The organism is Nonomuraea sp. B5E05 (assembly GCF_039880665.1).
In the GTDB taxonomy this organism is placed as follows: Bacteria; Actinomycetota; Actinomycetes; order Streptosporangiales; family Streptosporangiaceae; genus Nonomuraea.
Map to the genome: position 1 here is coordinate 196,069 of NZ_JBDPMJ010000007.1, position 26,036 is coordinate 222,104.

Genomic DNA, 26,036 nt, shown 5'->3' on the forward strand with positions numbered 1-26,036 from the left:
TGAAGTCGCCGATCGGCATCGTGGTCGGCATGACCTTTCATGTGATCGTGGGTCGCGGGGCCACCGCGACCAGGACCGCCCGGCACCTGGCCGGCGACGGCGAGCGCGTACGAATGATCAGCCGTACCGGTGGAGGGCCCGAGCACCCGCTCGTCGAGAGGGTCGCCGCGGACGCCACCGACACCGACCGGCTCACCCGGCTGGCGGAAGGGGCGGACACCCTGTTCACCACCGCCGCGCCGCCGTACCACACATGGCCGGAGCAGTTCCCCATCCTGTCGGCGTCGCTGCTCACCGCGGTCAAGCGGACCGGAGCCGCCTACGTCATGCTCGGCAACCTGTACGGCTACGGGCCGGTGGACCAGCCGATCAGGCCCGACTTCCCGCTGGCCGCCACCGGACCCAAGGGACGGGCCAGGGCGCGGGTATGGGAGGAGGCCGCCGCCTCGGGGGTGAGGGTCACCGAGGTGCGGGCCGGCCAGTTCTACGGCGCGGGCGCCTTCTCGGTGTTCAGCCTCATGGTGCAGCGCCAGGTGCTCGAAGGCCGGCTCGCCCTCGTGCCGCAGGAACTTGACGTGCCGCACAGCTACTCGGCGATCGGCGACACCGCGCGTACGCTGGTCGCCGCCGCCCGCGACGAGCAGGCGTACGGGCGGGCGTGGCACGCACCCACCTCCACCCTGTCGGTGCGGGACCTGGCCGGCCGGCTCGCCGAACTCTCCGGGGCGCCGCAGCCGCGCCTGGAAGAGCTCACCGAACGCGACCTGACCTTGCTCGCGCTGACCGATCCGTTCTGGGCGGAGTTGCACGAAGTGCTGACCAAGCCGGGCCACCCGTTCGTCGTCGACCACTCCGAGACCGAGAAGGTCCTGGGGGTGAGCGCCACACCCGTCGACGACGTGCTCCGCGAACTGATCTGACGCGGCCACCGGGTGGTGAGGTGAGCGGGCGCCGGAACACGCGGTCGCCGCACGCCGTACAGGACTGACCGTGCCTGCCGAAACCGCCGGCGACCCGCACAAAGGAGTTGAACAACCGTCAGCGGCCGTGTTGGATGACCACGGCCTTCATCGGGGAGGGCGGCACAAAGGGCGGTGCAGCGCGTGGAACAGGCAACGGCGGACGACGGCACGCCACGGAACGGACGGAGGCGCTGGCCGCTCCTGGTGGCGGTGGCGATCGACGCGCTGGGCACGGGCCTGTATCTCCCGCTGTCGCTGCTGTACTTCCTCGAAGTCACCGACCTGGACCTGGCGACGATCGGTGTCCTCGTCAGCGTGACCACCGCCCTGACCCTGCCGGTGCCGATAGTCGTCGGCCGGCTGGTCGACCGGTTCGGGCCGCGGCTGGTGGTCGCCGGCGGTCAGGCGCTGCAAGGGTTCGGCTTCCTGCGAGGACCGGGATGATCCGGGAGACGGGGGCCGGCGGTGGAGCGCTGCTCGCCGGCGCGGTGCTCACCGTCGACTCCGCACGCGTCTACGACGGGCTGATTCTCGGCAGCGCGCTGGCGTTCCTGGCCGCCGCGCTGTTGGTCGTCTTCGCGGTACCGTCCACACCCCACGCCCAGCCCCCGGCGCAGGGCCCCTCCGGCCACCGGGCGCTGCTGCGGGACCGCCCCTACCTCGCACTGATCGGGGCGTGCACGATCTTCGCGTTGTGCAGTTCGTTCCTCGCCCTGTCGTTGCCCGTCTACGTCGTCCAGGGCCTGTCCGGACCGAGCTGGGTGTCCGGCCCGCTCCTGGCCCTGAACACTCTGCTGCTGGCCACCTGTACAGCCGCCCTCACCCGTTTTGTCCGTCGCCGCTGCACCCGTCCCCGCGCCATGGCGTGGGCCGGGGCGCTGTGGACGCTGTGGTGCGCCGCGTCCGCGGCTGCCGTGCTGCTGCCGTCCGAGGCGCTGGTGCCTTACCTGGTGGCGGTGGTGTTGTGCTACACCACCGCCGAGATGATCTACGGGCCCGCGTCGAACGCGCTCGCCGCGGATGCGGCACCGCCCGGGTCGAGGGGGACCTACCTGGCGGCGTTCCAGTACTCCTTCGCTGTCGCCAACATCCTCGCCCCCGGCCTGTTCGGCCTGCTCTTCGGGCAGAACCGGCTGCTTCCCTGGCTCGCCGTGGGCCTTCTCGCCGCACTGGGCGCGGCGCTGATGTTGCGCCTTGAGCATCGCCTGCCTCGGGAGCGCCGAACGTCCGGGCACGCCGACGCCGCCCGGGACGGCGCGCCGGACACCGGGACGACCATAGAAGGGTCAGCGCATTAGTCTGGTTCAGGGACGACTCGGACGGAGGCGCGGGCGCAGATGAGCGAGACCGATCCGCACATCCACGTCGACCGGAAAGTGCTGGAGGCCGGCGCCGACTTCCGCAACATGATCACTTCGACGCTCGGCCGCGCACCTGACGCGCCGGCGATCGTCACCACCGGCTGCGGCATCCAGGTGTCCCGCGCGATGACCTCGCCGCATCCGGAGAGCGTCACCTGCCTCGCCTGCCGCGAACACGCCCAGCAGGAATACGCACGCTTCGCCGACCTGACGGAGCGGCTGGGCGGTGTGCCCGGCTCCCCCATCGCCGGCGACCAGGCCACCCAGGCCGCGCGATGGGCCCGCGACCGGGCGCAGCGGTTCGCCGGCTGACCCTCGCACCGACCGACTTGCGCGCGCCGGGCTGGTCTTCGGTCGCTCAGTCGAGGAACCGCAGGAGCGCCTGCGCGGTGTCGTACGGGCTGTCCTCGGGAAGGAAGTGGCCCGCGTCCGGGATCATGGTCAGGCCGGCGCCGGGGATCGCGGCGGCGAGGCGGGCGGCGGTGGCAGGAGGGAGCCACTGGTCGTTCTCGCCCCACAGGACGTGGGCCGGAACGGTGATCTCATGCAGCCTGGCCTCGATGTCCCGGGTTTCGTCGTCGCTCACGCCCTCGACCTGATCGATCCAGCGCTGCTGCCCGGCGGCTCCGTCCCACGGGGCCAGGTAGGCGCTCGTGACGGCCTCGGACATGGGCCGGTGGGTGGCGGTGTGCAGGCGCGGGCGGATGATGTCGGCGAAGACGTGCGCGGGCATCGTGCGGTAGACGTCGGCGTGGGTCCGCATGTGGTGGGTGAACGGCGTCAGCCACGCACCGAGGACGGCGGCGTCCAGGAGCGCGAGGCGGCGGACGGGCACCCCGTGCACCAGGTGGGCGCGGAGCGCGGTGGCCCCGCCTATGTCGTGTCCGACCAGGGCGGGGGCGTCGAGATCCCAGTGCCTGACGAGCTCGGCGAGCGTGCGGGCCTGCAGGTCGATGGACGGGAGGACGCCCGGAGCCGGCTGGGAGTCGCCGTATCCGAGCAGGTCCCACACGTGTACGGCGTGCTCGCGGGCCAGGATGGGAGCGACCTCGCGCCACAGGAAGGAGGAGGCGGGAGTGCCGTGGATGAGGATCACGGGTGACCCCTGGCCGAAGACGTCGGTGGCGACCTCACCGCCGGACACGCGGACCCGGTGACGAAGCTTCCACGTGCCGGACTCGGTGTGCGTGCTCATGCCACTCCTCTTGTAAGGCGTATAATCAGCTTATTCCGGTTACAGTAGGAGATGTAAGGCTTGAAGGCAACTTTTACCGGTTACGCGTGGGCGGCCGGGGTGGCGACAGACCTGGTCAACACCTCACCGGCGGTGCAGAGCGCGGGCGAGCTGCTGCCCGACCCGGCCGCGCTCGCCCGGTTCCTGGCCGAGCACGACCTCCACCCCGACGCCCTGGCCGCCGGCCGCACCCCGTCCCGCGACGATCTCGACCAGGTGCTCGCCCTCCGCCAGGAGGTCCGCGCCATCATCGAGGCCACCGCCGAGGAGGACGCCGCCCTTCTGGCCACCGCGCTCGCCAGAAGGGCGGCCACCGGTCCCGGCCTCTACCGCGACGCCGACGGCAGCTGGCAGTGGTACGTCGCCACCGCTCCGCAGGCCTCCGTCGCCGACGAGCTGGCCGTACTCATAGGCGTGGGCCTGCTCGCCGTCCTGCGGACCCTCAGCCATTCCCGCTTCCGTCACTGCGCGTCCCCCGCGTGCAACGGCATGTTCGTCGACACCAGCCGCGCGGGACGCCGCCGCTACTGCACGCCCGACCTCTGCGGCAACCGCGTCAACGTCGCCAACCACCGCGCCCGCCGCCCACCCGCCGACACCGGCCCCCGTTCCGGATGAGCGGGGCTCACCATCGAAGGACTCGCACCAGGTGGCGGACCGCGCGAAGATCGACTAGCGGGCGCGGCGTCCTGACTCGGGACACGCCTAGGACCGTCTCCGGCCCGACTCCGAGTACGGCTGTTGCGATGCGTAGGGTGCCGGCTGGTGGTGACCAGAAGATACGCCGAACCGGACAACAGTCCCGAGGCCAGCGTCACGACGTTGGCGGCCCGCAGCATGCCCGACCGGAACAGTCCGAGACGGACCAGCGGATCGGGGTGGCGGCGTTCCGCGAACACGAAGAGCACGAGCACGCAGAGCCCCGCGAGGGGGGGAACGACGCACGATCCTCAGCTTGCGCTCCTTGCGCACCCCGTCCGCTTGGGGCGGAGGTCTTTGCAGGTCGCCTGAGGTCAGTTCACGCGTCGTCGACATAGTAGACGGATAGCGAAGTATCTGGATACTCGGCATCAATGACAACTCGATATGACGCCTGCAGACTGGGGTTCGGCAAACCATCCACGGTTCGCGAGATCACATGGAAGAAAGCCGCCTGCCCACTGGAGGTAACACCGTGAGGAAAACGACACTCCGCGCCGCCATTCCGACTTCCGTCGGAATGCTATCTGCACTATTGGCGGCAGTGGCCGTACAAGGGCCGGCTTCGGCTTCAGCGCCCGACACCTACAGAGCTAAACACGGGTCTGATACTGCGGCTGTCTGGATCGCCTCTGAAACGATCTATGTGAACGACGGCGAGAAGGACGGGAACGATGTCGTCGGACAGGTCAAATGGTGGGATTCTCGGTACGCACAGATACGCGTGCACAACGTATGGGACCGCCAACCGGACGGTGAACATGTCACGGGTAACGCCCCTGGTCCCGTACGCGGAATCCGGGTCTGCGAGGACAACGGGACGCCGGCCGGTTTGTGCTCCGAATGGGTAGGCTGACCGGCCCTCTCTGATATGGATGGCTCGTACAGGAGGTCCTCGGCCACACCCGCCTGACGACCATGAAGCGCTCCACCCACGTACCCGCACCGCTCATGCGCGACGCAGGCGAGTGCGCCCAACCGCATCAGCGGCGTGGATGCCGGCTGCATGATGGCTCAACGAGGTTGCATCAATTTTGGCTTCGTCTGTTTCGCAAGCTCTCTGCCCGCTCTCTCATCGCATCCGCCTGCTGCCAATGTCGCTGTGCTGCCTCGGGGCTTATGCCCTGAGCCGCGTCGGCCGCGAGTTCATCTTCGTCACGGGCCTGCTCCTCAAGATCTTGCGCCTTGTATCTGATGTGCAGATCCTCTGATGCGACCCTTTCCTCAGCTGCCTTCTCTTCGGCTCTGGATGTCTTTCCAAACCAGCCCTTGCCAGCCATCATCGTCATGTGGGAGCCGGGTTCGGACCCCGGCTCGACACGCTGACGGCTTCCAGGGACCCTCCCGGCGAGTTGGGGGCGCGGGCCCAGATCCGGCAAGTTCTCGCGGAGTTCCCGAAGATAACCGGCCACCCGGCGTTTGAGAGCACGGGCGATCGGCCCCTCGGCGCCCTCTTTCGCCTCGCGTGCGACCTGCTGGACGGTGCGGTGCATGGCGCGGATTCTCAGCTCCGCGTAGGCCCTGCTCAGAGGGTGCGGGTTGAGCAGCTGAGCGGCGACCATCACCGTGGTGTGCGCAGCCACCGAGCCGATGACCAGTTTCGATCCACTGATCACTCCGGCGACGCCGTCGAGGGAGACAGGGATGAGGTTCATCGCGGTCGTCGCCAGTGCGCCGGTCTGCGAAACCCGCTCCCACATACCGGCCATGGCGGTGGATGCCTCACCCTGGTAGTTCTGCTGGGCCTGCTCCATCGTGGCGTCCGACTCGCCGGCCAGAATCTGGACGCCTTCCAGAGCGGTCCTCAGCGTGCTCGCGTTCGCCAGGTAAGTCTGCTCGTCGGGTGGCCAGTAGCCGGGGTCGATCACCCAGGCAGGGAGCATCATGCCCATGACTCAACCCGCGGCTCCAGATGTTCGCCGCTCGCCACTTCCGCGGCCTCTGTGGAGGAAGCCACGAATTCCAAGCCATCACCGGTCGCGGCCATCACGTGGCTGAGAGCGGCTCGCATCTCGCTCGCCTCTGTGAGGCACTCGGCGAGTACGGAGAGAAAATCAGTGAGCAGACCGTCATCGCCGATAGCGCCGATTTCCGTCAGCCTCTGCAGCGCGGCGTCGAAGTCCTCGCTGAGGATGACCGTCCGGGAAGCAGCTTCCCGGACGGCCTCCCGGGCGATCTCCAAACTGTCTGTCATGCCCGCACACTGTAGCTGGACTTGAGCCGAAACGATCAGGGCAGGTACGGCACAGGCCGAGACAACGGTGCTTCATGATGTCGTTGACACCGACGGGCTTACCCATCTAGGTGGCTCGGCGCGTGGCCGCGTCATGGAGTCCTCCAACCTGGCCCTTCGCTGAACCGTGGTTGGTCATGTCTCGTGAGGCTGGGTCATGGCGAAGCCGGTGGCGCCATACGACGCCCGGCCGGGGATGGATCGCCTGGTTCGCGGTGTGTTGCGGTGAGCAGTGCCGCCAGGTCGAGGGGGTCGCCGTGGATGTCGGCGAGCCATGGGGAGTGGATGTATGGCTCTTCAGGGTTCAGGAAGCGCGTAGCCGAAGATCTGCCTGGACCCGCTCATGGATGTGCGTTATCAGCTTGAACAGGTCCGGGCAGTACACCGACGGGTTGAGGTACCCGGTGCCCTCGCGGTAGCGGTGGGCGTAGTAACCCCCGCCGCACACCCTCGCCACCGGACAGCTCACGCAGGTCTCGCACAGCGCGGCCGCCCCCGCCTGACGTGCCGCCATGCCTGGGTGCTCCAGTGCCCGGTCGAAGGGATGGTCAAAAACATTCAACCCAGTCCCGGCAGCACCCTCGTATCCCGACTTCAGCGTGTCCACCTGCTCGATGGTCCCGTCGGTCTCCACCACGACCAGCACGTTCGGCGACAGTCCCACGGAGTCCACCCTGCTTTGCCCACCGAGCACCAGCTGGATGATCGACTCGAAGAACCGCACACCCGTCTCCTGCTGGGGCGCGCCGTACCAGCGCTCGAACACGGCGATCAGCCAGTCCGCGTACGGCGTCGCCTCCGCCCCGGCCACGCGCAGTGGCGGCGGCGTGGACCAGGTGCCGTCCGGCAGCAGAAAGTCGACGACCGGCGGCCCGAACTCCAGCAGCGACTCGTACACCTGCACCGGATCGTTCGCCACATCGACCACGCAGTACAGGTGCGAGGACAACTCCCGGTACGGCTCGGCCCGCAGCCGCGGCAGCCCAGCGGTCACCTCGGCGTGGCTTGCACGGCCGCCGGCGTAACGGCGGTGCCTGTCATGCGCCCGCGGGTCCCCATCGAGGCTGACGCCGACCGCGATACCCTCGGCCAGCAGTACGTCCAGCACCTCGTCGGTCAGCAGCGTGCCGTTCGTCTGCAGCCGGAAGCTGAGCTCCGTTCCGGACGGGAGCGCGGCGCGGACGCTACGTGCGGCATGGGCGACGGCTTCGCGTCCAGCCAGCAGCGGCTCGCCGCCGTGGAAGACGACGTTGACGTACTCGACGCCATGCGCGACCACATGCTCCGCGATGCGGAATGCGGCGCGCTCCACCGTGGCTGGGTCCATTTTTCGCGGACGGTCCCGCCACGACTGGTCGGCCATCTCGTAGACGTAGCAGTAGTCGCAGGCCAGGTTGCACCAGCCGTGCAGCTTGAGCGAGAACTGCTGGAACGGCGCCGGTCGCCAGGCCCCGCTGTCGCGGGCAGCCGCGCTCCACTCCTCGGTGGGCCACATCATCAGGGTCCCTTCGACGCTGGACGGGCACGGTGGTCGGCCGCGCCCGCTCTCTTCTGGACCTACCGGTTGTGCCTGCCCGCGAGGATCTTGGCCTCGGGCTCGGCCCCCGCGCGGATGGCCAGCGCGTTGTCCAGGACGGAGGAGGCGGTCGAGACGGCCTCGGCCGCGGTCTCGGTCACGGCCTGCGCGATCAGCGGAGCCTGCGGGGCGAGCGCGAGCGACGCCGCGGCTGCCAGCGCAAGCACGATCCGCGTGTTGTGACTCTCGGCGTGTGTAGCGTCCATAAGAATCCTCCTTTGTCGGAACGGCTCTCGGTTCACCTTGCAGATCAACACCACACGATGGCAGTGACCTTGGTCATGGCCGGGTCGCGACCGGTGGACAGGTCCTCGGCGGCCCGCGGGACGCGCCTCATTGCACAGTTCCTTCCTGCGAGAGGTTCCAGGTTGGCGGGCAGCCATCTGAACCGGCAGGTGCGACGTGCGGGCCGCGCCCGGGTGTCACATTTCTCGGTCTGGCGGCGTCCAGTGATATGACCGGCGAAACGGAGAAATATGACAGATGACCGAGCAGGAATGGGCGACCTGGGCCTGTCCCTTCGGTGGATGCTCATTCGTCAACCGGATATGAGCACGACCCCGTACCTTCACGTGGAGCGGGCACGCGCAGCATGGCCGGACATGGCCGTGGCGCACGCGTCGCACGACGCGGTGTGGCCGGAGCTGTAACGCGCCGCCCATGGGAGAGCGGGCAGTGGTGGCCGTTTCGCGACCGTGTCGGAGCTGGTTCGACTGAGCGGGCGCGACGACCCTTTGGGACTCCCTGTGGCTGAAATCTACGGAAGAAGTGCGGAGAGGGCCGTCATCGACGAGGTGCTCGCTCGCGCGCGCGCCGGCGACAGCGGGGTCGTGGTGGTGCGTGGTGAGGCGGGAATCGGTAAGACGGCGCTGCTGGAGTACGCCGCGGCCAACGCCGCCACAGACATGCGGGTGCTGCGTGGTACGGGCATCGAATCGGAGACGGAGCTGCCGTTCTCAGGGCTGCATCTGGTGCTCGCTCCCGTGCTGCACCTTCGGAACAAGCTGCCAGGGCCGCAGTCCGAGGCGTTGGGTGCGGCGTTCGGTCTGGTCGACCAGGCCAGGAGTGACCGGTTCCTGCTCGGGCTGGCCACCTTGTCGCTGCTGGGCGAGGTGGCGGCGGCGGATCCCCTGCTCGTGCTGGTCGATGACACGCAATGGCTGGACCGGTGCTCGGCTGCGGTGCTGTCGTGGGTTGCGCGCCGGTTGCGCGCCGAGGGCATCGCGCTGCTTTTCGCCGTGCGAGACGGGTACCCGACGCCCGCGCAGGGCGTACCGGACGTACGGGACCTGCGGCTGACGGCCCTGGACCGGGACTCCGGTGCCATGCTGCTGGGCGACCTGGCCGGTCACGTCAAAGATCATCTTCTGGCCGAGGCCCAGGGCAACCCGCTCGCCCTGCTGGAACTGTCGGCCACCCTCACGCCCGAGCAGCGTGCCGGTGAACTGCCCGGCGCCACGTTCCACCTCCACCACGGCCCGATGTCCGGACAACTGGAATCGGCCTTCGCACAGCGAGTCAGAGCGCTGCCCGAGCGAACCCGATCGCTGCTACTCGCCGCGGCGGCCGACGACAGCGGCGATCTGCACCTCTTGCTCACGGCGGGCCGGCAGTTGGGCGCCGGCGTCGCCGACCTGGAGCCGGCCGAGGACGACCGGATGATTCACATCTGCGGTGACCGGTTGAGATTCACCCACCCGCTCTTCCGCGCCGCCGCCTACCGTTCGTCGTCGCTGCCGGCCCGCCTGGCTGCTCATGCCGCGCTGTCGGAGGCGTTCAGGGCGGGCGGCATGGCCGACCGAAGCGCGTGGCATCGCGCCGCCGCCGTACACGGCACCGACGAGAGCGTGGCCGCGGAGATGGAACACACCGCCGAGAACGCTCGCGCCAGGGGCGGTCACGCAGCGGTGGCCACCGCCTATCATCGAGCCGCTCAGCTCACATCCGACCTGGGGCAGCGCGCCCGGCGCCTGGACGCGGCGGCACAGGCCGCACTCGATGCCGGGATGACCTCTTTCGCGACCCACCTGGCCGATCGCGCCTGGCCGATCGCGCGCGACCCGATGGTCCGCGCCGGCCTGGCGATGGTCCGCGCGGCCATCGCCCAGGAGCAGGACTTGCGGGCTCGGCCGGAGGAGACGGTCGAGGCCGCTGCCGGGCTCGCGAAGCAGGCTCCTGACACCGCCGCCACCATGCTCCTCTTCGCATTGATCAGCGCCTGGAGCGGTGGCGAGCCGCACCAGATGCCCCAGCTCGCCGCCAGTACAGCCATCGTGCCCCGCTCTTCACCCATGCTGGCCGATGTCACCGCGGCGATCGCTCACCTCGCCGACGAGCGATGGGCGCAGGCCGTCCCCCACATCAGATCGCTCGTCCAGGAGATCTCCAACACCGCGAACCTGGCTACGTGGCAGCGCATAACCGTACAGTGGTGGTTCCTGTGGCTCGCCGACATCCATGCGGGCCAGGAGGGCGCGATGGTCCTGGCCGACCGATGCCAGGCCCAGGGCAACATCGGTATGCTGCCCCGCGCCCTGCTGCATCTGGCGCGCAGCCAGTTGCTCCTCGGCCGGCACCGAGACGTGCTGTCCACCAGCGAGGAGGGCCTGCGCGTCGCAGCGCACACCGAACAGCCCCACTTCGTCGGCCACCACGCCGGACTGCTGGCCTGCGTGGCGGCGATCGAGGGCGACCAGGCGCGGTGCACCGAGCTGACCGAGGACATCCTCGCCGGTGGTGTGAGCGAACGCGGCATCGAATGCGTGTATGCACGCGCGCTGCTGGACCTGGGAAACGGACAGCACGAGGCGGTGCTGCGCCGCCTCGCGCGAGTTCCCGAGGCTCTGATGCGCCACCATCCCGCCATCGATCACAGCCTCGGCACCGCCACCCTCGTGGAGGCCGCGGTCCGTCAGGGCCACCCCACCCTCGCCGTGGTCCCTCTCGCCCGGCTGCGGCGATGGGCACACGCTACGGGCCAGCCGTGGACCGTGGCCATCGCGGCACGATGCGAGGCCCAGCTTGCCAGCGGCGAGGAGGCCGAACGGCACTACGAGCAGGCCGTACGCCTACACCGGCAAGACGATGCGTACCCCTTCGAAGCGGCCCGCACCCATCTGCTCTACGGTGAGTTCCTGCGCCGCAGGCGGCAGCGCAACAGGGCTCGCCCGCTTCTGCGGTCCGCGCTCGACACCTTCGAGCAACTCGGCGCGGCCCCCTGGATCGACCGCGTCCGCAGCGAGTTGCGCGCCACCGGCGAGACCTCCCAGCCCAAGGAGCAGACGTCTGGGCTGCTGGACCGGCTCACCTCGCAGGAGCTGCAGGTCGTCAGGCTGGCCGCGGCCGGGCTCAGCAACGCCGGCATCGCGGCCCGCTTGTATCTCAGCCCTCGTACCGTCGGCTATCACCTGTACAAGGCCTATCCCAAACTTGGCATCGGCTCGCGCAACGACCTGGCCCGCATGGACCTCGACCTGGACGGATGAGGGTGGGAGGCGGTAGCGGGCCTGCCGGCGGACTCGCGGCCGTATACGTACGTGTGAGTGCCGTCCTCCATATCACCCATTCATCAGAAATGAGCGAACTGCCGGACAAATCCGTAATATATCCAGACCATCCCTCTGCAGTTCTCGTTGTAGTTCGGCGGCAATTGGTTGTCGCACGCGAGGTACATGTCCGCGACGAGGAGCCGGTCCAGGTATAGGCGCTTGGCGTAGCCGTCCCAGCCGACGTGCTTGTAGTTCCGGTAACCGAAGTCATGCCGGGTGCAGGCCCTGGTGAAATCCACCTGTTTGGGCCACTCGGCGCCCCTCGACGGCACCAACGGGCGGGTGGGCGAGTGGGTGCATTCGTTCGTGTCCCAGTTGAAGTTGTAACTTTCGTAACGGACGTTGTGCCGCGCCGCCCAGAACATGTCGCGGCTGGCCTTGGTGTTCAGGGTCATCAGGTACATGAGGCCGCGTTTGCTGGTCCACAGCGTGGCGAAGGCCACGTTGCTGTCCGCGCTGCCCGCCCTGTTCACCGCCGTCACCTTGAAGTCGTAGTCGCCCCACGGAACGTACTTGAAGGTGATCGACGTCTTCGCGATCGGATAGCGCGCCCGCTTCCAGGAGGAAGCGTCGGCCCTGCGGTAGTGGAGCCAGTAGTAGACGTCGCGGGTCGAGCTGGGGTTCCAGTTGAGGGTGATGTATCCCTGGTGTCCTTCGGCGCGTAAGGCGGTGGGCGGCTGCGGCGGTGACAGCTTCGGCCCGCCGCGCACCACGTTGGTCGCCGAACTCTGACCGAAGGAATTGGCCGCGACGACCTTGAAGTCGTAGGGCTGGTCGTTCCACAGGGGGTAGCCGACCCGCGTCCGTGTCTTCAGGGTCGGGAGCTGGAAGTAGTACCAGGTGCTGGAGCCCGCCGACTTGAAGAACAGCCAGTAGTAGACGCGAGCGGTCGGGCTCGGGCTCCAGGCCAGATCCACATAGCCGTTGCCCGTGCCGAGGAACACCAGAGCGGACGGAGGCTTGGGGAGGCCGGGGCCTGGCATGGCTGTGACCGTGTTGGTCGGGCTGCTCGCGCCGACGCCGTTGACCGCGACGACCCGGAAGTCGTACCAGAAGTGGTTCCACAGAGGTGCGGTCACCATCTTCTTGGTCACGGTCGCGGGAGTCGTGTCCTGCAGGACGTACCAGGCGCTGCGGTCGTGTGGTTTGAAGTGGATCTGGTAGTAGACGGGGAAGGACGGGGTCGCATTCCATTCGAGCTGGACATATCCGTCACCGGTGCCGGTGACCTGCAGGCCGGTCGGCGGTTTGGGAAGGGAGGTGGCCGCAGCCGTGGCCCCGGCGGCTTCATGCCGCGCGGCCGATCGCGCGGCCCGGGTCGACTGAGCTGGGCTGGACAGCGTGGCGGTGGCGGAGGAGGCGGAAGAGGTGACGGTCACGCGTACCAGGTCCGACAGCGGCCCGTCACCGGCCGCGTTGGTCCCAGCGACGGCGAACTCGTACACGTGCCCGCCCGTGAAAGGCCCCACTTGGGCCTGGGCCGTGGTCGCGGGATACTCGAGCTTCCGCAGCGCCGTCTCCCCGGCCGTGACGTCGCGGTAGTGAACCCAGTAGAAGGCACCGTCGATGGCGGTCCAGGTGAGATCGACCTTCCCGCCGGCCTGCGGTGTCGCGGTCAGCCCGGTGACCTTCGGCGGCAGCGGCGGCATCGGCTTGACGGACACCACCGCGCTCGCCTTCCCCTCGCCGCCCGCGTTCTCGGCGGTCACCTTGAACTCGTAGGTGTGCGCGTTGGTCAGCAGGCCCAGCTCGGCACGGGGTTCGAACGCGGGATAGGCCAGTTTGACGAACGTGCTCTCCCCGGCGGTGACGTCGCGCTGATAGACCCAGTACGTACCGGCGGTCTCCACGGCCTGCCAGGTGAGCGTGACCTTCCCCTCGCCGGCGGTCGCGGCGACGCCGGTGGGCGCGGCGGGTGGCGGCACGTCGGCCACCGCCCTCGCCACGTCGCCGGCAGGGCCCTCGCCGCCGTCGCCGACCGCCGTCACCTTGAACTCGTAGGTGTTACCGCTGATCAGCCGGTCCACTGTCGCCGTCGTGGTCTCCACCGGGGCGTCCGACCTGGCGAAGTCCGTCTGCCCCGAGGTGACGTCGCGCCGGTGGACCCAGTACGCGCCGGCCCGCTCGACCGCGTTCCAGGTGAGCTTGATCGTGCCGTCGGTCCCGGCGGTCGCGGTCAGTCCCGTTGGAGCGCCGGGTGGACGCATGGTGGCCGTGACGCTCACGACGTTGCTCGCCGGCCCTTCGCCGCCCGCGTTGACGCCGGCGACCCTGAAGTCGTAGGTAGTTCCCGAGATGAGCTGCGTGGACCGCATGGTGGTCGTGTCGCTGGGCAGGTCGAGCGGCGTGAACTCGGTCGTGCCGGTGGGACGGTGGTAGACCTGGTACGTCTCCGGGTCGCCGGTGGCCGACCCGGTCCAGCGCAGGGTGACCGTCGCGTCCACCTCGGCGGTCGCCGTCAGGCCTGTGGGCGCGCTGGGCGTGGCGAACCGCGCCGTCGTGGTGACGACGTTGCTCGGGAGGCTCTCGCCCACGGAATTGGCCGCGGTCACCTTGAACTCGTACGTGTGGCCGCTCTCGAGCCCTTCGATCTTCTGCGTGGTGGCCTCCGCCTCCTCCACCGGCACCTGCGTGAAGAGGGTTTCGCCTGCGGTGACATCCCGCTGGTGCACCAGGTAGGCCACCTCCGCCTCGGCCGCGGTCCACGTCAGCGTGGCGTCGCCCACGGTCCCGGCGGTGACGCGCAGGTTCGTCGGCGCGGGCGGCACGGAACTGCGGCCGCGCGTGGTGACCACGGCGCTCGGCGTCCCCTCCACCCCGTTGTCGGCGACTGCGCGCACGTAGTAGGCGTAGTTCACGCCGGGAGACAACCCGCCGTCCTGCAGGCTTCGCTCCTGGGTGGGATATCCGGTACGGGCGAAGTGCGTCTGACCGTTGTCAAGGTTCTTGCGGTAGACCCAGTAGTCCAGCGAGTCGCCCGGTGGTGGCGTCCAGCCGATCGTGGCGATCCCTTCGCTGGACACCTTCACCTGCACGCCGGTCGGCGCCGCGGGGCCGCCGGTCGACGGGGGCGGCCAGGGCACCTCCAGGAATCTGGGCCGGTAGATGCGGACGTCCTTGTAATGATCGGCGTTGTCGATGGTGTTGACGTCGTAGGACAGCAACAGCTCGCCGGGATCAGAGAGCTGCGGGTGGGCCCGGCCGTGGTAGATGAACTGGCGGTACGCGCTCAGCTCAGGCTCCGGCGCGCTCTCCAGATAGATGGGCCCGGTGAACGGGCCGGTCGCGGCGTTGGAGACGTACGCGACGAGCCAGTGACTGAACGGCTCGTGGCTCTCCTGCGTCACCAGAACGTACTGGTTGCCGCTCTTGTGGACCGAAATGCCCTCAGGGACGCCGCTCATGAACCGGGCCGACGCCGACTCCTGCGCCGACCAGCCGCTCCCGGTCCAGAACTCCCATGCTCCGCCGAGATCACCGGACGCGACCCTGGCGACGTGGCCGAACTTCAGTCCTCCGGCCGACTCGCTGCCGTAGACATAGGTGTACGCGCTGTCCTCCATGATGGCCGAGCCCCAGCCCACCGGCCCTGTCAACGACAGATCGCGGACCGACGAGACGGTCAGACCCGGCAGGGCGAACGTCACGAGCGAGGTCCCGACGCGTTCGAAGGCGAACGGGCCCTCCGCCTCCGTCTTGCGGAACTTCCCATAGATGGCCTGTAACTGCCCGTCCGCCACGGTCGCGTCGCCGACCCAGTAGAACTCGTCGGCGGCTGAGGCGATCACCAGGGACTTGGGCTGAGCACTGCTCCCGCCGTGGATCGTGGGGCCGAGGGCTGAACCCTGCTGCACGACGATCGAGTTGTTGATGAAGGGAGCGCTCTGCGGCCTGGAGAAGTCGCTGTTGACCGTGCCGAGGAAGGTGTCGGAGAACAACCACGCCGTACGGCCGTCAGGCAGCGGCACCGAGACGGTGGAGTCGCCGCCCGTCCAGTGGCCGCCGCTGTTGCCGTAGTTGCCGAACATGGCCCGCAACTCGGACGCGTCGGGGTTGGCGGAGCTCTGGGCCGCGGCGGCCTGGGCGGCCCCCGGCGGGGGGAGCGCCGACGCGACAGCGGGCAGCGGGGTGACCAGCACCAGGGCCAGAATCAGCGAGATGATCGCGGCCGGCAGGCGGGCGTGACGCATGGAGCCTCCCTGGTGCTTACACCGACTGGGCACGACGTAGACGGTAGGGACCCAGGCGACCCCGCGAATCAGTCTCCTGACTGAATTTCGCGGTATGCGCCGGGGCGGCGACCTGGCGGATCCGTTCCGGTACGGGCACTCGTGGTTCAGCCGGTGCGGCGGGCCGCGGCACTCCGGCTTGAGCTAGCATCGGCCGATGTCCTACCTCATGGCGGCTTTCGCGGTGTGCGTGGCCGCCGTAACAGCGCTGGTCCTCGCCCGCCGCCATCTGACGATCGTGACGGTGGCGGGGACCAGCATGCTGCCCACCTACCGCCCGGGAGACAGGGTGCTGGTGCGGAAGATCGCCATCCGGCGACTGCGGCGCGACCAGGTGCTGGTGTTCGAGCCGTGCGGCCCCCAGGGCTGGGGCAGGGGCCCGCTGCCACGCCCAGAAGCCGCCGAGTGGGTCATCAAACGCCTGGTCGCCTTGCCTGGCGATGCAGTGCCGCCGCAGGTCATCACCGCCGTCGGCGCCTCCGAAGGCGCGGCGGTGCCGCCGGGGAATCTGGTCGTGGTCGGGGACGGCGTGGACAGTGCCGACTCCCGGATCTGGGGCTACCTCCCGGACGACCGCGTCCTGGGGGTGGTGGTGCGCACGCTGTCGCCTCCCGGAGTGGCCGGGGCGGGCTCATAGCCCGAGGCCTGCAGGTCGAACAGCCGCGCATAGACGCCGCCCGCGGCGATGAGATCGTCGTGACTTCCCCGTTCGACGATCCGCCCGTCATCCAGCACCGCGATGAGGTCCGCGTGCCTGATGGTGCCGAGCCGGTGGGAGATGAGCACGCTGGTACGGCCCTGCCTGAGCCGGCGCAGGCTCATATGCACGGCATGCTCGGCCTCGGCGTCGAGGCCGGAGCTGGGCTCGTCCAGGATCAGCAGGTCACGATGGCGTCGCATGAGGGCTCGAGCGAGGGCGACTCGCTGCCATTGACCGCCCGAGAGCACGACCCCGGACTCCTGATCGTGATCCCCGAAGAAGGTCCTGCTGAGCATGGTGTCGTAGCCGCGCGGCAACGCGCTGATGGTCCCATGGACGCCGGCTTCGGCGGCGGCGGCCTCGATGCGGTCCCCGCCGTTGTCTCCGGCGAAGGCCAGGTCGCCCAACATGATGTTCTGCCCAGCCGTCAGATCGTAGGACATGTAGTCCTGGAAGACCGCGCCGATTCGTTCACGCAGGTCGACGGGACTGATCTCGCGCAGGTCCGTCCCGTCCCAACGGATGACTCCGCGGTCCGGGTCGTACATCCGGCACAGCAGCTTGACCAGGGTGCTCTTGCCTGCGCCGTTGAGTCCCACCAGTGCCACGGATCGGCCGTACGGGATGAACAGATCGATACCGCGAAGGATCCAGGCATGATCGCTGGAGTAGCGGAACCAGACGTCCCGCAGCTCGATGCCGGCGCGCAGCGCGGGCATCGGGGCAGGTGCGGCAGGAATCGGCAGGTCCGGTCGGTCCCGCACCACGGCGAGATAGTGCCCGAACAGCAGCAGAGCGTGGTGCGCCTCGGCCCACTGCCCCACCAGAGAGCCGAGCGCCGCCTGCACGCCTGCGGCCGCGGCGACGAAGACGGTCACATCGCCGACGCTGATGCCGCCGCCGGCGGCGCTCACGACCGCCCACAAGATCCCGGCCCCGGCCACGACCGTCCCCAACAGCGACAGCAGCCCATGATGGCGCAGGGCGCTCCTGTCCAGGTCACGTTCAGCGGTGTTGACCGTGCGCAACTCGGCGAGCATCAGTCCGCGCAGGAAATCCCCCAACCCGAACAGGCGGACCTCCTTGGCCGCCTCCGGCGTGGTGAGCAGGGAGCCGAAGAAGATCTGCCGCCGCATGTTGGGCGTGATCCGCGCCTGCACGGCCGCCCGGCGGCGGCTCAGCGAGAGTTGCACCCCCACCGACGGAAGCGCGGCCACGATGATGATCGCCACCATCGGCGGGTTGATCACCGCAAGCGTCGCGACGAAACCCGCCATGGTCACCAGGGCCTGGCCGACCGCCAGCGAGGAGGTCACCAGGCGGTCGGGAGCGGTCTCGCCCGCCTCAGTACCCAGCCGCAGCTCATCATGGAATCCGGGATCCTCGAACCTGCTCAGCCCTGGATGCATGTTGACGGCTGCGAACAGGCGGTCATAGATGAGCGTCCTGAGCGTGCGGCGCAGCTGCCCCTGCACATACGTCGACAAGGACGGCGCGGCGATGAGCACCAGCCCCGCCGCCGCCAGGGCGGCCGTCACCGGCAACAGCCGGCCGAGGTCCTGCCGGGTCGCCAGGCCGTCGATGACCAGCTTGGTCAGCCATGCCGTCAGGACCGGGGCAGCGCCGGAGACCAGCGCGATCACCACCGAGCCCACCGTCGCGAGCGGGTGCGCCCGCCAGCTGAGCGCGGCAGCCGTACGGGCACGCTCGGGCAGCGAGCCCACGCCCGGCCGGGAACCGGGGACACTCACGCCGGTGCCGACCCGGACAGCTCGGCGGGATCGCCCGCAACCGCAACGATCACTGCGCCGGCGTCGACCAGGAAAAAGGTAGGGTACGAGGTCACCTGGAACGCCTTGCCCACCGGCCCGTCATGCGGCTCGACCACGACGGTGGCCGCCTGCGCCAGGTCGTCGGCGTAGATCGCGGCGTCGCCGTCGTCGGCCGCGATGATCGCCAGCGTCTGCCCGGCCGCCTTGGCGCGCTCGACGAACCCCGGCAGGTAAACCCTGCAGACCGAGCAGTCGGTCGAGAACACCCCGACGAGACGATAGGGCGCAGACGCGCCGCCGGCAGTCTCCGCGCCGCTGAAGAAGCCGCGCGAAACGACGCTCCCGTCGAGACTCACCGCGGTGAAGTCCGGCAGTTCCGTGCCCGGCAGGGCGAATGGCGGCGGCGTGAACAGGTTGTCCAGGCGGCTGCCGTGCTCACGCAGGCGGCGCGTGACCGCGAGCACCAACAGCAGGTTGAGAGCGGTCAGGCAGCCGAGGAGGATCACGGCGGCGACCAGATACGGCATGAGGCGGTCCTTGGATGAGGGCTGCGAGCGTTCACGAAGGACGTGACCCCCGCGTGTGAACGGCCGGCCGGCCGGCGAACAGGTCCACGAGGTCGTCGAGAAGGACGACCGCCAGTGCGGCGGCCGCACCAGCCACCAAGGCGATCACGACGCCCGCGGGATGCAGCCCGGCGGGCTGGGCTTCCTGATGAGCCGCCACACCCGCCGCAGCGGCGAGAACGAGGAGCACGTTGCGGATCAGATGCCGGCCGCCCAGCGGCGACGCCGTGGCGCCGAAACATCGGCAAGGGGTCCGGGCGCCGGTGCGGATCACCCGCCCGATCGCCGCGCAGAAGGCCAGGAGCACGGCGCCGGCCAGCACGAGACCGGCCGGCGCCGTCCCTTCGGCCACCAGCAGTACGACGACGCTCGCCTCAGCGGCAACGACAGCCGCGCCGACGGCGACCGTCGCCCTGGGAGGCAGACGGGGAAGCAGATCAGGCACCGACCCGGCGAACCGGCCGAACGCGTCCTTGCTTCTGACCTTGCCGAGCACCGCCACCAGAAACACCAGGCCGATCGCGCAACGCATGCCCAGGGCCACGTACTGCATGTTCGAGTGAGACGGCTCGTCGAATCAGGCAGGGTTGCAGTACGTCCTGCCGGCGACGATGCAGCACCGGAGGCGGTAGAAGGGGGAGGGGTACTCATACCAGCACGTCTCGGCGTTGGCCGTCGTGCTGGGCAGTACTCGGTCAAGGAGCCGGTCGGCCAGGCGATTGATGGAACGGAGCATGGGGGTTCCTTCGTTCAAGCCGACGTCATCACGACGCGGGCAGCCGATGGGCGGGCATCACCCTCGTGTGCAAAGGGGCGAATGATCATGCCCGTATCGACCGCAAACCTAACTGTCGTGCCGCCCGGGGAACAGGTGCCTCATCAAAACCCAGTCACCTGTCATATACGAAACTCCTGACTGATCAGGGCGTGGTTCCAGATCCAGCGGTCCGAATGGCAGCACGGCTGCGAGTCGTGCAGGAGATCCTCGGCCACTCGCGTCACGACCACGGAGCGCTACACGCACATGGCCACGCTCCAGATGAAGGACGCCAGCCGGAGCATGAACGAAGCCCTTAGGGACGGCCCTGACGGGCAACTGCAACCCTGCTGTCCACAGGCGCGAGAAAGGCCCTCAACCCGAGAACGGGTGAGGGCCTTTCAGCTGCGGAGGATCGGGGATTTGAACCCCGGATGGTGTTGCCACCAAACCGCATTAGCAGTGCGGCGCCATAGACCTGACTAGGCGAATCCTCCCGGAAGCCACCGCGGCTCAGCACAGCGTACCGGCCTTCCGGCGAGGCGGCAAAGCGATTCCCCGCCCGGCTTCGCCAAGAGTTATCAACAGGCTGTGGGTAACTGTCTGTGGATGTAGCCCGCCCACAGCGTGGACGGGCTTCGGTGCTGTGGATAACCCTATCCAGGGACGGCTGCGACCCCAACGGGCGTCAGGCGGGGTTGGCTTCGCCCTCGATCTCGATCTTGACCTTCTTGCCCACGAGCACGCCGCCCGTCTCCAGGGTCTGGTTCCAGGTCAGGCCGAACTCCTCGCGGTCGATCTCCGTGGTGATCGTGTAACCCCACACGGCCTGGCCCCACGGGTTGGTGCCGGCGCCGCCGTACTCGACCGTCAGCTCGACCTCCTTGGTGACGTCGCGGATGGTCAGGTCGCCGACGACGGTGAACTCGTCGCCCTTGTGCCCGGCCACGCGCGTGCTCCTGAAGGTGATCTCCGGGTACTTCTCGGCGGACAGGAAGTCGTCGCTGCGCAGGTGGCCGTCGCGGTCGGCGACGCCCGTGGTGATGCTGTCGGCCTTGATGGTGAGTTCGGCGGACGACTCGAGCGGGTTGTCGGCGATCGTGACCGAGCCGCTGAAGGTGCCGAACGAGCCGCGGACCTTGCTGACCATCATGTGCTTGACCACGAAACCGACGCGGGTGTGAGCCGCGTCAAGGTTGTAGGTGCCGGCGGCCGGGATGGTCAGAGACTGCCAGGTACGAGTGGTCATCGAGGTTCTCCTCAGAAGGGGTTCCGGTGCAGATATCTGCGACAACAACTATGTACATGAGGAATATTCCGTCCGTCAACTATCGTCGGCTAGGCTGTGAGTGTGCTGAACTTCGACGACTCGCGGCTGACGGCCATCGGACTCCTGAGCGAGGTGTACGCCGGTCTGATGGCCCGGTTCCAGCCTGTGCTGACCGCGGCGGGGTTGTCCGAGATCGACTTCGAGACCGTCATCCGGCTGGCCCGCTCACCCCGGCAGCGGCTGCGGATGAGCGATCTCGCCGCCCAGACCGGACTGTCCACCAGCGGCGTGACCAGGGTCGTCGACCGGCTCGAACGCGAAGGGCTGGTCCGCCGCGAGGCGTGCCCCACCGACCGCAGAGCCTCCTACGCGGTGCTGACCGACGCCGGCCGCGAGCGGTTGGAGACCGTGTTGCCGCAACATCTGCAGGACGTCGACGACTGCCTCACCGGGCTGCTGAGCATGTCCGAGTTGGAGGCGTTCCTGGGCAGCCTGCGCAAGATCAGAGCCGTCGTACGCCCCTGCGCCACCGCCGGTGCGGTCGAGACGGAGGCCGAGGCGCCGGCCCCCTCGTGAGAAAGGCCGTCGCGCGCCTCAGGGCCGTCGCCGGCGTGCCCGTGATGAACGTCAAGGCTCCTCGTGACGAACGCGGAGGCGCGGGCCTCAGTGTGACGGCAGCAGGGCGCTTCTCAGTTTGGCCATCGCCCGTGACACCGTGCTCTTGACCGTGCCGACGCTGATCCCCAGCGTCCTCGCGATCTCCGGCTCGGTCATGTCCTCGTAGTAGCGCAGCACGATCGCCGCCCGCATCCGCTCGGGCAGTTCCTCCAGTGCCTGTTCGAGCTGCTCGTGCACCTCGCCGCCGCCCACCGGCTCGGACGTGGTCGTCTCGGGCAGGTCGGCTGACGGATACTCCTCCAGCTTGCGGCGCCGCCACTGCGAGATGTTGATGTTCACCATGGCCCGCCGCACGTAGCCGTCGAGTGCGCCCCTGTCCTCGATGCGATCCCAGGCCAGGTACGTCTTGGTCAGCGCGTTCTGCAGCAGGTCCTCGGCGTCCAGCGGATGCCCGGTGAGCTGGTTGGCCGCGCGCAGCAGCGCCGGCCCGCGGGCCTGCACGTACTCGCGGAACTCGTCTTCCCAGCCGGTGGTCTGCATCGTGGCCAGAATCGCAGCCCGAAGCCCTATTGGGCCTGAACCGGAATTCAGGTTTCGGCCCGCCCACGACAAAGGTCCGTCAAGGTCGGTGGCGGTTTGTACGCCGCCGGGTGTCTAGTCACTTCCCCGGGGTTGCGTATTTTGCTCTTGTCTGCCCCGGTACGGTGTGAGCCACCCCCAAGTCGTGTGAATCTAGTACCCGACGAGGGAGGGGCGCATGGGGTATCCGAGCGTTGAGCGCCGCCGGGTGCTCGCCGCCGCCGTACTGGGTCGCGATTCGGATCCCGCTCCGGACAACGCGGACCCGTTACGCGCCGTCGCCGGCGAGATCTTGGACGTCAGCCCGCATCTGATCATCATCGAGACCCCCGACGGCACCGAGGAACGGCTCGTGATCGCGCCGTGGGCCACCGCGTGGCACGGCAGGGACGCGGCGCCCACCGACCTTCCCGTAGGGGCCATGGTCATGATGCGCGCCCTACGCGACGGGCGGGTGGTCGAGCGGATCTGGGCCGACGCCACGCGCATCACGGGAACGATCCTGTCCATCGAGGGGCGCAGGGACCTGACGGTCGAGCTCGACTGCGGCCCGCACCGCGGCCACCGGACGATCACCATCCCCTACCGGGCTTCAGGACGGCTGCAGGTACGGCATCCCAAGTTCGAGCCCGGTTACCTGTTCGACGCGATCGGGATCAGGCAGGACGGCGGGGGCCTGGCGCTGCTCCCCGCGACCTCCCAACCTCCTTACCCGGCGCGGGCCGTGCCGTCACCGCCGCACGTGCACGCGGGGATGGCGGCCGGCATCTCGGGCAGCGCCACCTGGTCCGACACGTTCGACGAGGAGGAGCGGGGTGCGGCCTACCCGATGCTGGAGCGGGCCGACACCGGCTGCGCCCAGGCGGGGGTGTCGTGCGCCGGGCTGCCGTACCTGTCGGTCGGGTCGCTGCTCCGGATCACGAACGTGTGCTCCAAGCGCGCCGCCGACGTGCCGGTGGTGGCGTGCGGGTGCCTGGCAGGGCGGTTCTGCGACCGGTGCGTCGAGTGCGACACCTCGCCGCGCGGGCGGATCGTCGAGTTGTCACCGTTCTCCTACGTGGAGCTCGGCGGTGACCTGGTCAAGGGGTGCTTCAACGCTCAGATCGGATTGGGGTGACGCACGTGTGGGAATCGCAGCTCCCGCTGCTGGTCGTGCTGCTCGTTCTGGGCACCACGGCCAAGGTGATCACGGTGCGCTCGGGGGGTGAGCCGGGCGCGTTGTCCAGGCTGGGGCCGGCGGTCCTGGTGCCGGGGCGCCTGCGGGTTCCGGCGCTGCTGGTGTGCGCGGCCGGCGAGCTGGTGCTGGCCACGGGTCTGCTGGTGACCGACCATGCGATCTTCAGGTGGGCGACGGTCGCGTTTTTCGCGATGTCCACGTACGTGCTGCTGGAGCTGCGCAGGCGGCGGCCGGACGCGGGGTGCGGCTGCTTCGGCGAGGTGAGCTCGGCGCCGGTCGGGCTGCGTTCGATCGGCCGGACCGTGCTGTTGACCGGGATGGCCGGGGTGTCGGTGCTGGCGCCGGTGCCCGGGTGGGTGGCCGTGTCGCACCCGTCGTGGCTCACGGCCGCGGGGTTGGCCCTGCTGCTCGGGTTGTCGCCGGAGATCGACGAGCTGATCGAACGTGCCCGCTTCCGTGCCCCGTGCGAGCGGCGGCGCGGCCCGTCGGAGTCGGCGACGCTGGCCCGGCTCAGGTCGAGTGGCGCCTGGCGCGCCCACCGGGACGGGCTCACGTCGCCGGAGCCGTACGACAGCTGGCGCGAGTTGTGCTGGCGTTTCTTCGCCTTCCAGAACCAGGACCACGACGACGTGGTCTTCGCCGTCTATCTCAGCGGCCGGCGCCCGGCGGTGCGGATGGCCGTGGTGGGCTCGGAGGGCAGCGAATCTCTGACGGAATATACGCCAGTATCGGCCTGACGCTAGAGAGCGTTAGATTTCGCTCGACAGGCAGGCTGATACAGCTCTATTGGGCTGTCTAGCTTCCCCACTAGACAGCCCAATAGAGGTCTAGGGGCGTCGCTCAGACGGGCTGAGCGCGCAGGAACTTTCCGAAGTGCGGCACCGTGAACGCGATCAGGCCGCGCTCGGCGCTGTAGATGAGCCCTTTCTTGATGAGGCTGTCGCGGGCGGGCGAGAGGCTGGACGGCTTGCGCCCGAGGGCGTCGGCCACCTCGGCGGTCGCGACCGGCTCGTCGCCGATCTGCGCCATGGCGTGCATGTAGTCGCGCTCGGCCGGGGTGGCCCGCTCGTAGCGGCTGCCGAAGAACCCGACGGCGAGCTCCTCCTCGGCCTCCGGAGCGGAGACCTTGACGTCGTCGATGGTGATCGGGCTGCGCGGCGCGAGATCCCATGCGACCTTGCCGTAGGCCTGGACGAAGTAGGGATAACCGTCGGCGGCTTCGTAGAGGGCGTCGAGCGCCTCCTGGGTGAACTCCACCTCTTCCTCGCGCGCCGGCAGGATCAGCGCCATGTCGGCGGCGTCGCGGTCGAGCTTGTCGATGCGCGCGTAGCGGAAGAGCCGCTCGGAATAGCTCTTGCTGGCCGACAACACGCTCGGCAGGTGCGGCAGCCCGGCGCCCACCACGATCAGCGGCCCGCCCGACTGCGACAGCTCGTGGCAGGCGGCGCAGAGCGCGGAGACGTCGGCGGGCTGCACGTCCTGCATCTCGTCGATGAACAGCGCGATGCCCACCGCCAGGTCGGTGGCCACGCCGGCGGCGTCGACGAACAGCTCGGTGAGGTCGATCTCCAGGTCGCCGGAGTCGGCGCGCCCGCGGCTGGCGGGCACCTCGATGCCGGGCGACCAGTGCGAGGTGCCCTTGGCCGCGGCCGGATCGCGCATGGCGAACGCCTTGAGCACCCCGAGGAACTCCTCGATGCGCTCGGGCGCGCGGTGACGCGGGGCCAACTCGCGGATCGCCATGTGCAGGGCGGCCGCGACCGGCCGCCTGATCGACTGGTCGGGCCGGGCCTCGATCTTGCCCGTGCCCCACAGCCGCTGCATGGCCATGGACTTGAACGTGTTGAGCAGGACGGTCTTGCCGACCCCCCGCAGGCCGGTGACGACCATGCTGCGCTCGGGCCGCCCACGGGCCACTCGCTCCAGCACGACCTCGAACTGCTGCAGCTCTCGATCGCGCCCGGCTAGCTCCGGCGGACGCTGCCCGGCGCCGGGGGCATAGGGGTTGCGCACAGGATCCACGCTCTCGGACTCTATTGCCGGATATAGCGGCCGTCTTAGATTTGGGAAGAAAGTGCTACGGCGTGTCCGGACAGGGGCCAGTGCGAGCACCGTCATCGGACACACCCCCTCTCACCAGGCCGAACCCTTGTTCGATTGCGGTACTGACGACTGTAGCGCGGACTCGAACATCTATGCGATGGTTTCGAGTAAAGATCTTCGCAACAGCTCGACGCGTCCTGCTGAAGGCGGCGAACTTGGCAGCCGTGCCACCCGCGCAATAGCGTTCGGGACCATGCGGACCTTCGCGAACGTTCAGGAGCTCAAGGCGGCCGTCGGCGAGACCTTCGGCCCGACCGAATGGCAGACGGTGACCCAGGACCAGGTCAACCTCTTCGCCGACGCCACCCATGACCACCAGTGGATCCACGTGGACGTGGAGCGCGCCAAGGAGGGCCCGTTCGGCGGCACCATCGCCCACGGCTATCTGAGCCTGTCGCTGCTGCCGTCGTTCATGTTCGAGATGGTCAAGGTCGAGGGCATCGCCATGGGCGTCAACTACGGCCTCAACAAGGTCCGCTTCCCCCGGCCGGTGCTCGTCGGCGCGCGCATCAGAGCCACCGGCGAGCTCACCGACGTCAAGGGCACGCCCGCCGGCTACCTGTCCAACCTCAAGATGACGATCGAGATCGAGGGCGAGAAGCGCCCGGCCTGCGTCGCCGAGACCCTCAGCCTCTACGTGCCCGCCCAATAG

24 protein-coding genes and 1 tRNA gene are annotated in these 26,036 nt (G+C 68.9%); 11 read left to right on the forward strand and 14 right to left on the reverse strand.

What is annotated here, in order from left to right; genetic code table 11:
- Positions 1 to 29: 29 nt before the first annotated feature.
- The 4 genes from ABGB01_RS15630 (at position 30) to ABGB01_RS15645 (ending at position 2,635) form a co-directional block, all read left to right on the forward strand.
- On the forward strand, positions 30 to 920 hold the full coding sequence (locus tag ABGB01_RS15630; RefSeq protein WP_347774001.1) for an NAD-dependent epimerase/dehydratase family protein: 891 nt from the start codon (positions 30 to 32) through the stop codon (positions 918 to 920).
- 183 nt (positions 921 to 1,103) lie between these two features.
- Positions 1,104 to 1,406: a hypothetical protein gene (locus ABGB01_RS15635; RefSeq protein ID WP_347774002.1), complete on the forward strand. Its 303-nt coding sequence runs from the start codon at positions 1,104 to 1,106 to the stop codon at positions 1,404 to 1,406.
- Entirely contained in the window at positions 1,403 to 2,260 is an 858-nt protein-coding gene (locus tag ABGB01_RS15640) for an MFS transporter (RefSeq protein ID WP_347774003.1), read from the forward strand. The genes ABGB01_RS15635 and ABGB01_RS15640 overlap by 4 nt, the downstream gene beginning before the upstream one ends.
- Before the next feature lie 39 nt (positions 2,261 to 2,299).
- On the forward strand, positions 2,300 to 2,635 hold the full coding sequence (locus tag ABGB01_RS15645; RefSeq protein WP_347774004.1) for a hypothetical protein: 336 nt from the start codon (positions 2,300 to 2,302) through the stop codon (positions 2,633 to 2,635).
- Between the two features lie 46 nt (positions 2,636 to 2,681).
- Here the strand turns inward: ABGB01_RS15645 and ABGB01_RS15650 are convergent, their stop codons facing one another.
- Positions 2,682 to 3,518, reverse strand: a complete 837-nt coding sequence (locus ABGB01_RS15650; protein ID WP_347774005.1) for an alpha/beta hydrolase — start codon at positions 3,516 to 3,518, stop codon at positions 2,682 to 2,684.
- Between the two features lie 60 nt (positions 3,519 to 3,578).
- Between ABGB01_RS15650 and ABGB01_RS15655 the strand changes: the two genes are divergently transcribed.
- Complete coding sequence (locus ABGB01_RS15655) at positions 3,579 to 4,175, forward strand: CGNR zinc finger domain-containing protein (RefSeq protein WP_347774006.1); 597 nt, start codon at positions 3,579 to 3,581, stop codon at positions 4,173 to 4,175.
- 1,109 nt (positions 4,176 to 5,284) lie between these two features.
- On the opposite strand, the gene ABGB01_RS15660 is transcribed toward ABGB01_RS15655, so the two are convergent.
- The 4 genes from ABGB01_RS15660 to ABGB01_RS15675 all read right to left on the reverse strand — a co-directional run bounded on the left by ABGB01_RS15660 (position 5,285) and on the right by ABGB01_RS15675 (position 8,271).
- On the reverse strand, positions 5,285 to 6,148 hold the full coding sequence (locus ABGB01_RS15660) for a hypothetical protein (RefSeq protein ID WP_347774007.1): 864 nt from the start codon (positions 6,146 to 6,148) through the stop codon (positions 5,285 to 5,287).
- On the reverse strand, positions 6,139 to 6,450 hold the full coding sequence (locus tag ABGB01_RS15665) for a hypothetical protein (RefSeq protein WP_347774008.1): 312 nt from the start codon (positions 6,448 to 6,450) through the stop codon (positions 6,139 to 6,141). Before ABGB01_RS15665 ends, ABGB01_RS15660 begins: the two co-directional genes overlap by 10 nt.
- Before the next feature lie 343 nt (positions 6,451 to 6,793).
- Complete coding sequence (locus ABGB01_RS15670) at positions 6,794 to 7,987, reverse strand: FxsB family cyclophane-forming radical SAM/SPASM peptide maturase (protein ID WP_347774010.1); 1,194 nt, start codon at positions 7,985 to 7,987, stop codon at positions 6,794 to 6,796.
- Positions 7,988 to 8,046: 59 nt separating this feature from the next.
- Positions 8,047 to 8,271: a hypothetical protein gene (locus tag ABGB01_RS15675; RefSeq protein ID WP_347774012.1), complete on the reverse strand. Its 225-nt coding sequence runs from the start codon at positions 8,269 to 8,271 to the stop codon at positions 8,047 to 8,049.
- Positions 8,272 to 8,811: 540 nt separating this feature from the next.
- Here ABGB01_RS15675 and ABGB01_RS15680 point away from each other — a divergent pair.
- Positions 8,812 to 11,550: an AAA family ATPase gene (locus ABGB01_RS15680; protein WP_347774014.1), complete on the forward strand. Its 2,739-nt coding sequence runs from the start codon at positions 8,812 to 8,814 to the stop codon at positions 11,548 to 11,550.
- Positions 11,551 to 11,633: 83 nt separating this feature from the next.
- Here the strand turns inward: ABGB01_RS15680 and ABGB01_RS15685 are convergent, their stop codons facing one another.
- On the reverse strand, positions 11,634 to 15,803 hold the full coding sequence (locus ABGB01_RS15685; protein WP_347774015.1) for a phospholipase A2: 4,170 nt from the start codon (positions 15,801 to 15,803) through the stop codon (positions 11,634 to 11,636).
- Between the two features lie 196 nt (positions 15,804 to 15,999).
- On the opposite strand from ABGB01_RS15685, the gene ABGB01_RS15690 reads away from it, so the two are divergent.
- Positions 16,000 to 16,479: a S26 family signal peptidase gene (locus ABGB01_RS15690; RefSeq protein WP_347774016.1), complete on the forward strand. Its 480-nt coding sequence runs from the start codon at positions 16,000 to 16,002 to the stop codon at positions 16,477 to 16,479.
- On the opposite strand, the gene ABGB01_RS15695 is transcribed toward ABGB01_RS15690, so the two are convergent.
- The 6 genes from ABGB01_RS15695 to ABGB01_RS15720 form a co-directional block, all read right to left on the reverse strand.
- On the reverse strand, positions 16,401 to 18,293 hold the full coding sequence (locus ABGB01_RS15695; RefSeq protein WP_347774017.1) for an ABC transporter ATP-binding protein: 1,893 nt from the start codon (positions 18,291 to 18,293) through the stop codon (positions 16,401 to 16,403). The genes ABGB01_RS15690 and ABGB01_RS15695 overlap by 79 nt on opposite strands.
- Positions 18,290 to 18,841 carry a hypothetical protein gene (locus ABGB01_RS15700; protein WP_347774018.1) on the reverse strand — a complete coding sequence of 184 codons (552 nt, stop codon included), beginning with the start codon at positions 18,839 to 18,841 and terminating at the stop codon, positions 18,290 to 18,292. The genes ABGB01_RS15695 and ABGB01_RS15700 overlap by 4 nt, the downstream gene beginning before the upstream one ends.
- 31 nt (positions 18,842 to 18,872) lie before the next feature.
- The gene (locus ABGB01_RS15705) at positions 18,873 to 19,433 is read right to left on the reverse strand and encodes a MauE/DoxX family redox-associated membrane protein (protein WP_347774019.1); all 561 of its coding nucleotides are present in this window, start codon (positions 19,431 to 19,433) and stop codon (positions 18,873 to 18,875) included.
- Positions 19,434 to 19,457: 24 nt separating this feature from the next.
- Positions 19,458 to 19,616: a hypothetical protein gene (locus tag ABGB01_RS15710; RefSeq protein WP_347774020.1), complete on the reverse strand. Its 159-nt coding sequence runs from the start codon at positions 19,614 to 19,616 to the stop codon at positions 19,458 to 19,460.
- Between the two features lie 429 nt (positions 19,617 to 20,045).
- Positions 20,046 to 20,134, reverse strand: a tRNA-Ser gene (locus tag ABGB01_RS15715).
- A 191-nt stretch (positions 20,135 to 20,325) separates the two neighbouring features.
- Positions 20,326 to 20,886 (reverse strand): YceI family protein, encoded by a 561-nt coding sequence (locus ABGB01_RS15720; protein ID WP_347774021.1) that lies wholly within the window; start codon positions 20,884 to 20,886, stop codon positions 20,326 to 20,328.
- 96 nt (positions 20,887 to 20,982) lie between these two features.
- On the opposite strand from ABGB01_RS15720, the gene ABGB01_RS15725 reads away from it, so the two are divergent.
- On the forward strand, positions 20,983 to 21,483 hold the full coding sequence (locus ABGB01_RS15725) for a MarR family transcriptional regulator (protein ID WP_347774022.1): 501 nt from the start codon (positions 20,983 to 20,985) through the stop codon (positions 21,481 to 21,483).
- A gap of 87 nt (positions 21,484 to 21,570) precedes the next feature.
- Here ABGB01_RS15725 and ABGB01_RS15730 read toward each other — a convergent pair whose 3' ends face one another.
- A complete protein-coding gene (locus ABGB01_RS15730) occupies positions 21,571 to 22,065 on the reverse strand; it encodes a SigE family RNA polymerase sigma factor (RefSeq protein ID WP_347774023.1) in 495 nt (164 codons plus the stop codon).
- Positions 22,066 to 22,282: 217 nt separating this feature from the next.
- Between ABGB01_RS15730 and ABGB01_RS15735 the strand changes: the two genes are divergently transcribed.
- Both ABGB01_RS15735 and ABGB01_RS15740 read left to right on the forward strand, forming a co-directional pair.
- Positions 22,283 to 23,221: a hypothetical protein gene (locus ABGB01_RS15735; protein WP_347774024.1), complete on the forward strand. Its 939-nt coding sequence runs from the start codon at positions 22,283 to 22,285 to the stop codon at positions 23,219 to 23,221.
- Between the two features lie 5 nt (positions 23,222 to 23,226).
- Positions 23,227 to 24,018, forward strand: coding sequence for a MauE/DoxX family redox-associated membrane protein (locus tag ABGB01_RS15740; RefSeq protein WP_347774025.1), 792 nt, complete (start codon positions 23,227 to 23,229; stop codon positions 24,016 to 24,018).
- Positions 24,019 to 24,121: 103 nt separating this feature from the next.
- Here ABGB01_RS15740 and ABGB01_RS15745 read toward each other — a convergent pair whose 3' ends face one another.
- Positions 24,122 to 25,303: an ATP-binding protein gene (locus ABGB01_RS15745; protein ID WP_347617496.1), complete on the reverse strand. Its 1,182-nt coding sequence runs from the start codon at positions 25,301 to 25,303 to the stop codon at positions 24,122 to 24,124.
- A 274-nt stretch (positions 25,304 to 25,577) separates the two neighbouring features.
- Here ABGB01_RS15745 and ABGB01_RS15750 point away from each other — a divergent pair, with 274 nt between their 5' ends.
- The gene (locus ABGB01_RS15750) at positions 25,578 to 26,036 is read left to right on the forward strand and encodes a MaoC family dehydratase (protein WP_132590854.1); all 459 of its coding nucleotides are present in this window, start codon (positions 25,578 to 25,580) and stop codon (positions 26,034 to 26,036) included.

What these genes read in the sequence shown, in the direction of transcription:
- ABGB01_RS15735 (WP_347774024.1), top strand. Translation starts at nt 22,283, where the DNA reads ATGGGGTATCCGAGCGTTGAGCGCCGCCGGGTGCTCGCCGCCGCCGTA.
- ABGB01_RS15640 (WP_347774003.1), top strand. Translation starts at nt 1,403, where the DNA reads ATGATCCGGGAGACGGGGGCCGGCGGTGGAGCGCTGCTCGCCGGCGCG.
- ABGB01_RS15750 (WP_132590854.1), top strand. Translation starts at nt 25,578, where the DNA reads ATGCGGACCTTCGCGAACGTTCAGGAGCTCAAGGCGGCCGTCGGCGAG.
- ABGB01_RS15730 (WP_347774023.1), bottom strand. Translation starts at nt 22,065, where the DNA reads ATGCAGACCACCGGCTGGGAAGACGAGTTCCGCGAGTACGTGCAGGCC.
- ABGB01_RS15645 (WP_347774004.1), top strand. Translation starts at nt 2,300, where the DNA reads ATGAGCGAGACCGATCCGCACATCCACGTCGACCGGAAAGTGCTGGAG.
- ABGB01_RS15710 (WP_347774020.1), bottom strand. Translation starts at nt 19,616, where the DNA reads ATGCTCCGTTCCATCAATCGCCTGGCCGACCGGCTCCTTGACCGAGTA.
- ABGB01_RS15685 (WP_347774015.1), bottom strand. Translation starts at nt 15,803, where the DNA reads ATGCGTCACGCCCGCCTGCCGGCCGCGATCATCTCGCTGATTCTGGCC.
- ABGB01_RS15650 (WP_347774005.1), bottom strand. Translation starts at nt 3,518, where the DNA reads ATGAGCACGCACACCGAGTCCGGCACGTGGAAGCTTCGTCACCGGGTC.
- ABGB01_RS15705 (WP_347774019.1), bottom strand. Translation starts at nt 19,433, where the DNA reads ATGCAGTACGTGGCCCTGGGCATGCGTTGCGCGATCGGCCTGGTGTTT.
- ABGB01_RS15670 (WP_347774010.1), bottom strand. Translation starts at nt 7,987, where the DNA reads ATGATGTGGCCCACCGAGGAGTGGAGCGCGGCTGCCCGCGACAGCGGG.
- ABGB01_RS15700 (WP_347774018.1), bottom strand. Translation starts at nt 18,841, where the DNA reads ATGCCGTATCTGGTCGCCGCCGTGATCCTCCTCGGCTGCCTGACCGCT.
- ABGB01_RS15690 (WP_347774016.1), top strand. Translation starts at nt 16,000, where the DNA reads ATGTCCTACCTCATGGCGGCTTTCGCGGTGTGCGTGGCCGCCGTAACA.
- ABGB01_RS15720 (WP_347774021.1), bottom strand. Translation starts at nt 20,886, where the DNA reads ATGACCACTCGTACCTGGCAGTCTCTGACCATCCCGGCCGCCGGCACC.
- ABGB01_RS15675 (WP_347774012.1), bottom strand. Translation starts at nt 8,271, where the DNA reads ATGGACGCTACACACGCCGAGAGTCACAACACGCGGATCGTGCTTGCG.
- ABGB01_RS15665 (WP_347774008.1), bottom strand. Translation starts at nt 6,450, where the DNA reads ATGACAGACAGTTTGGAGATCGCCCGGGAGGCCGTCCGGGAAGCTGCT.
- ABGB01_RS15630 (WP_347774001.1), top strand. Translation starts at nt 30, where the DNA reads ATGACCTTTCATGTGATCGTGGGTCGCGGGGCCACCGCGACCAGGACC.
- ABGB01_RS15660 (WP_347774007.1), bottom strand. Translation starts at nt 6,148, where the DNA reads ATGGGCATGATGCTCCCTGCCTGGGTGATCGACCCCGGCTACTGGCCA.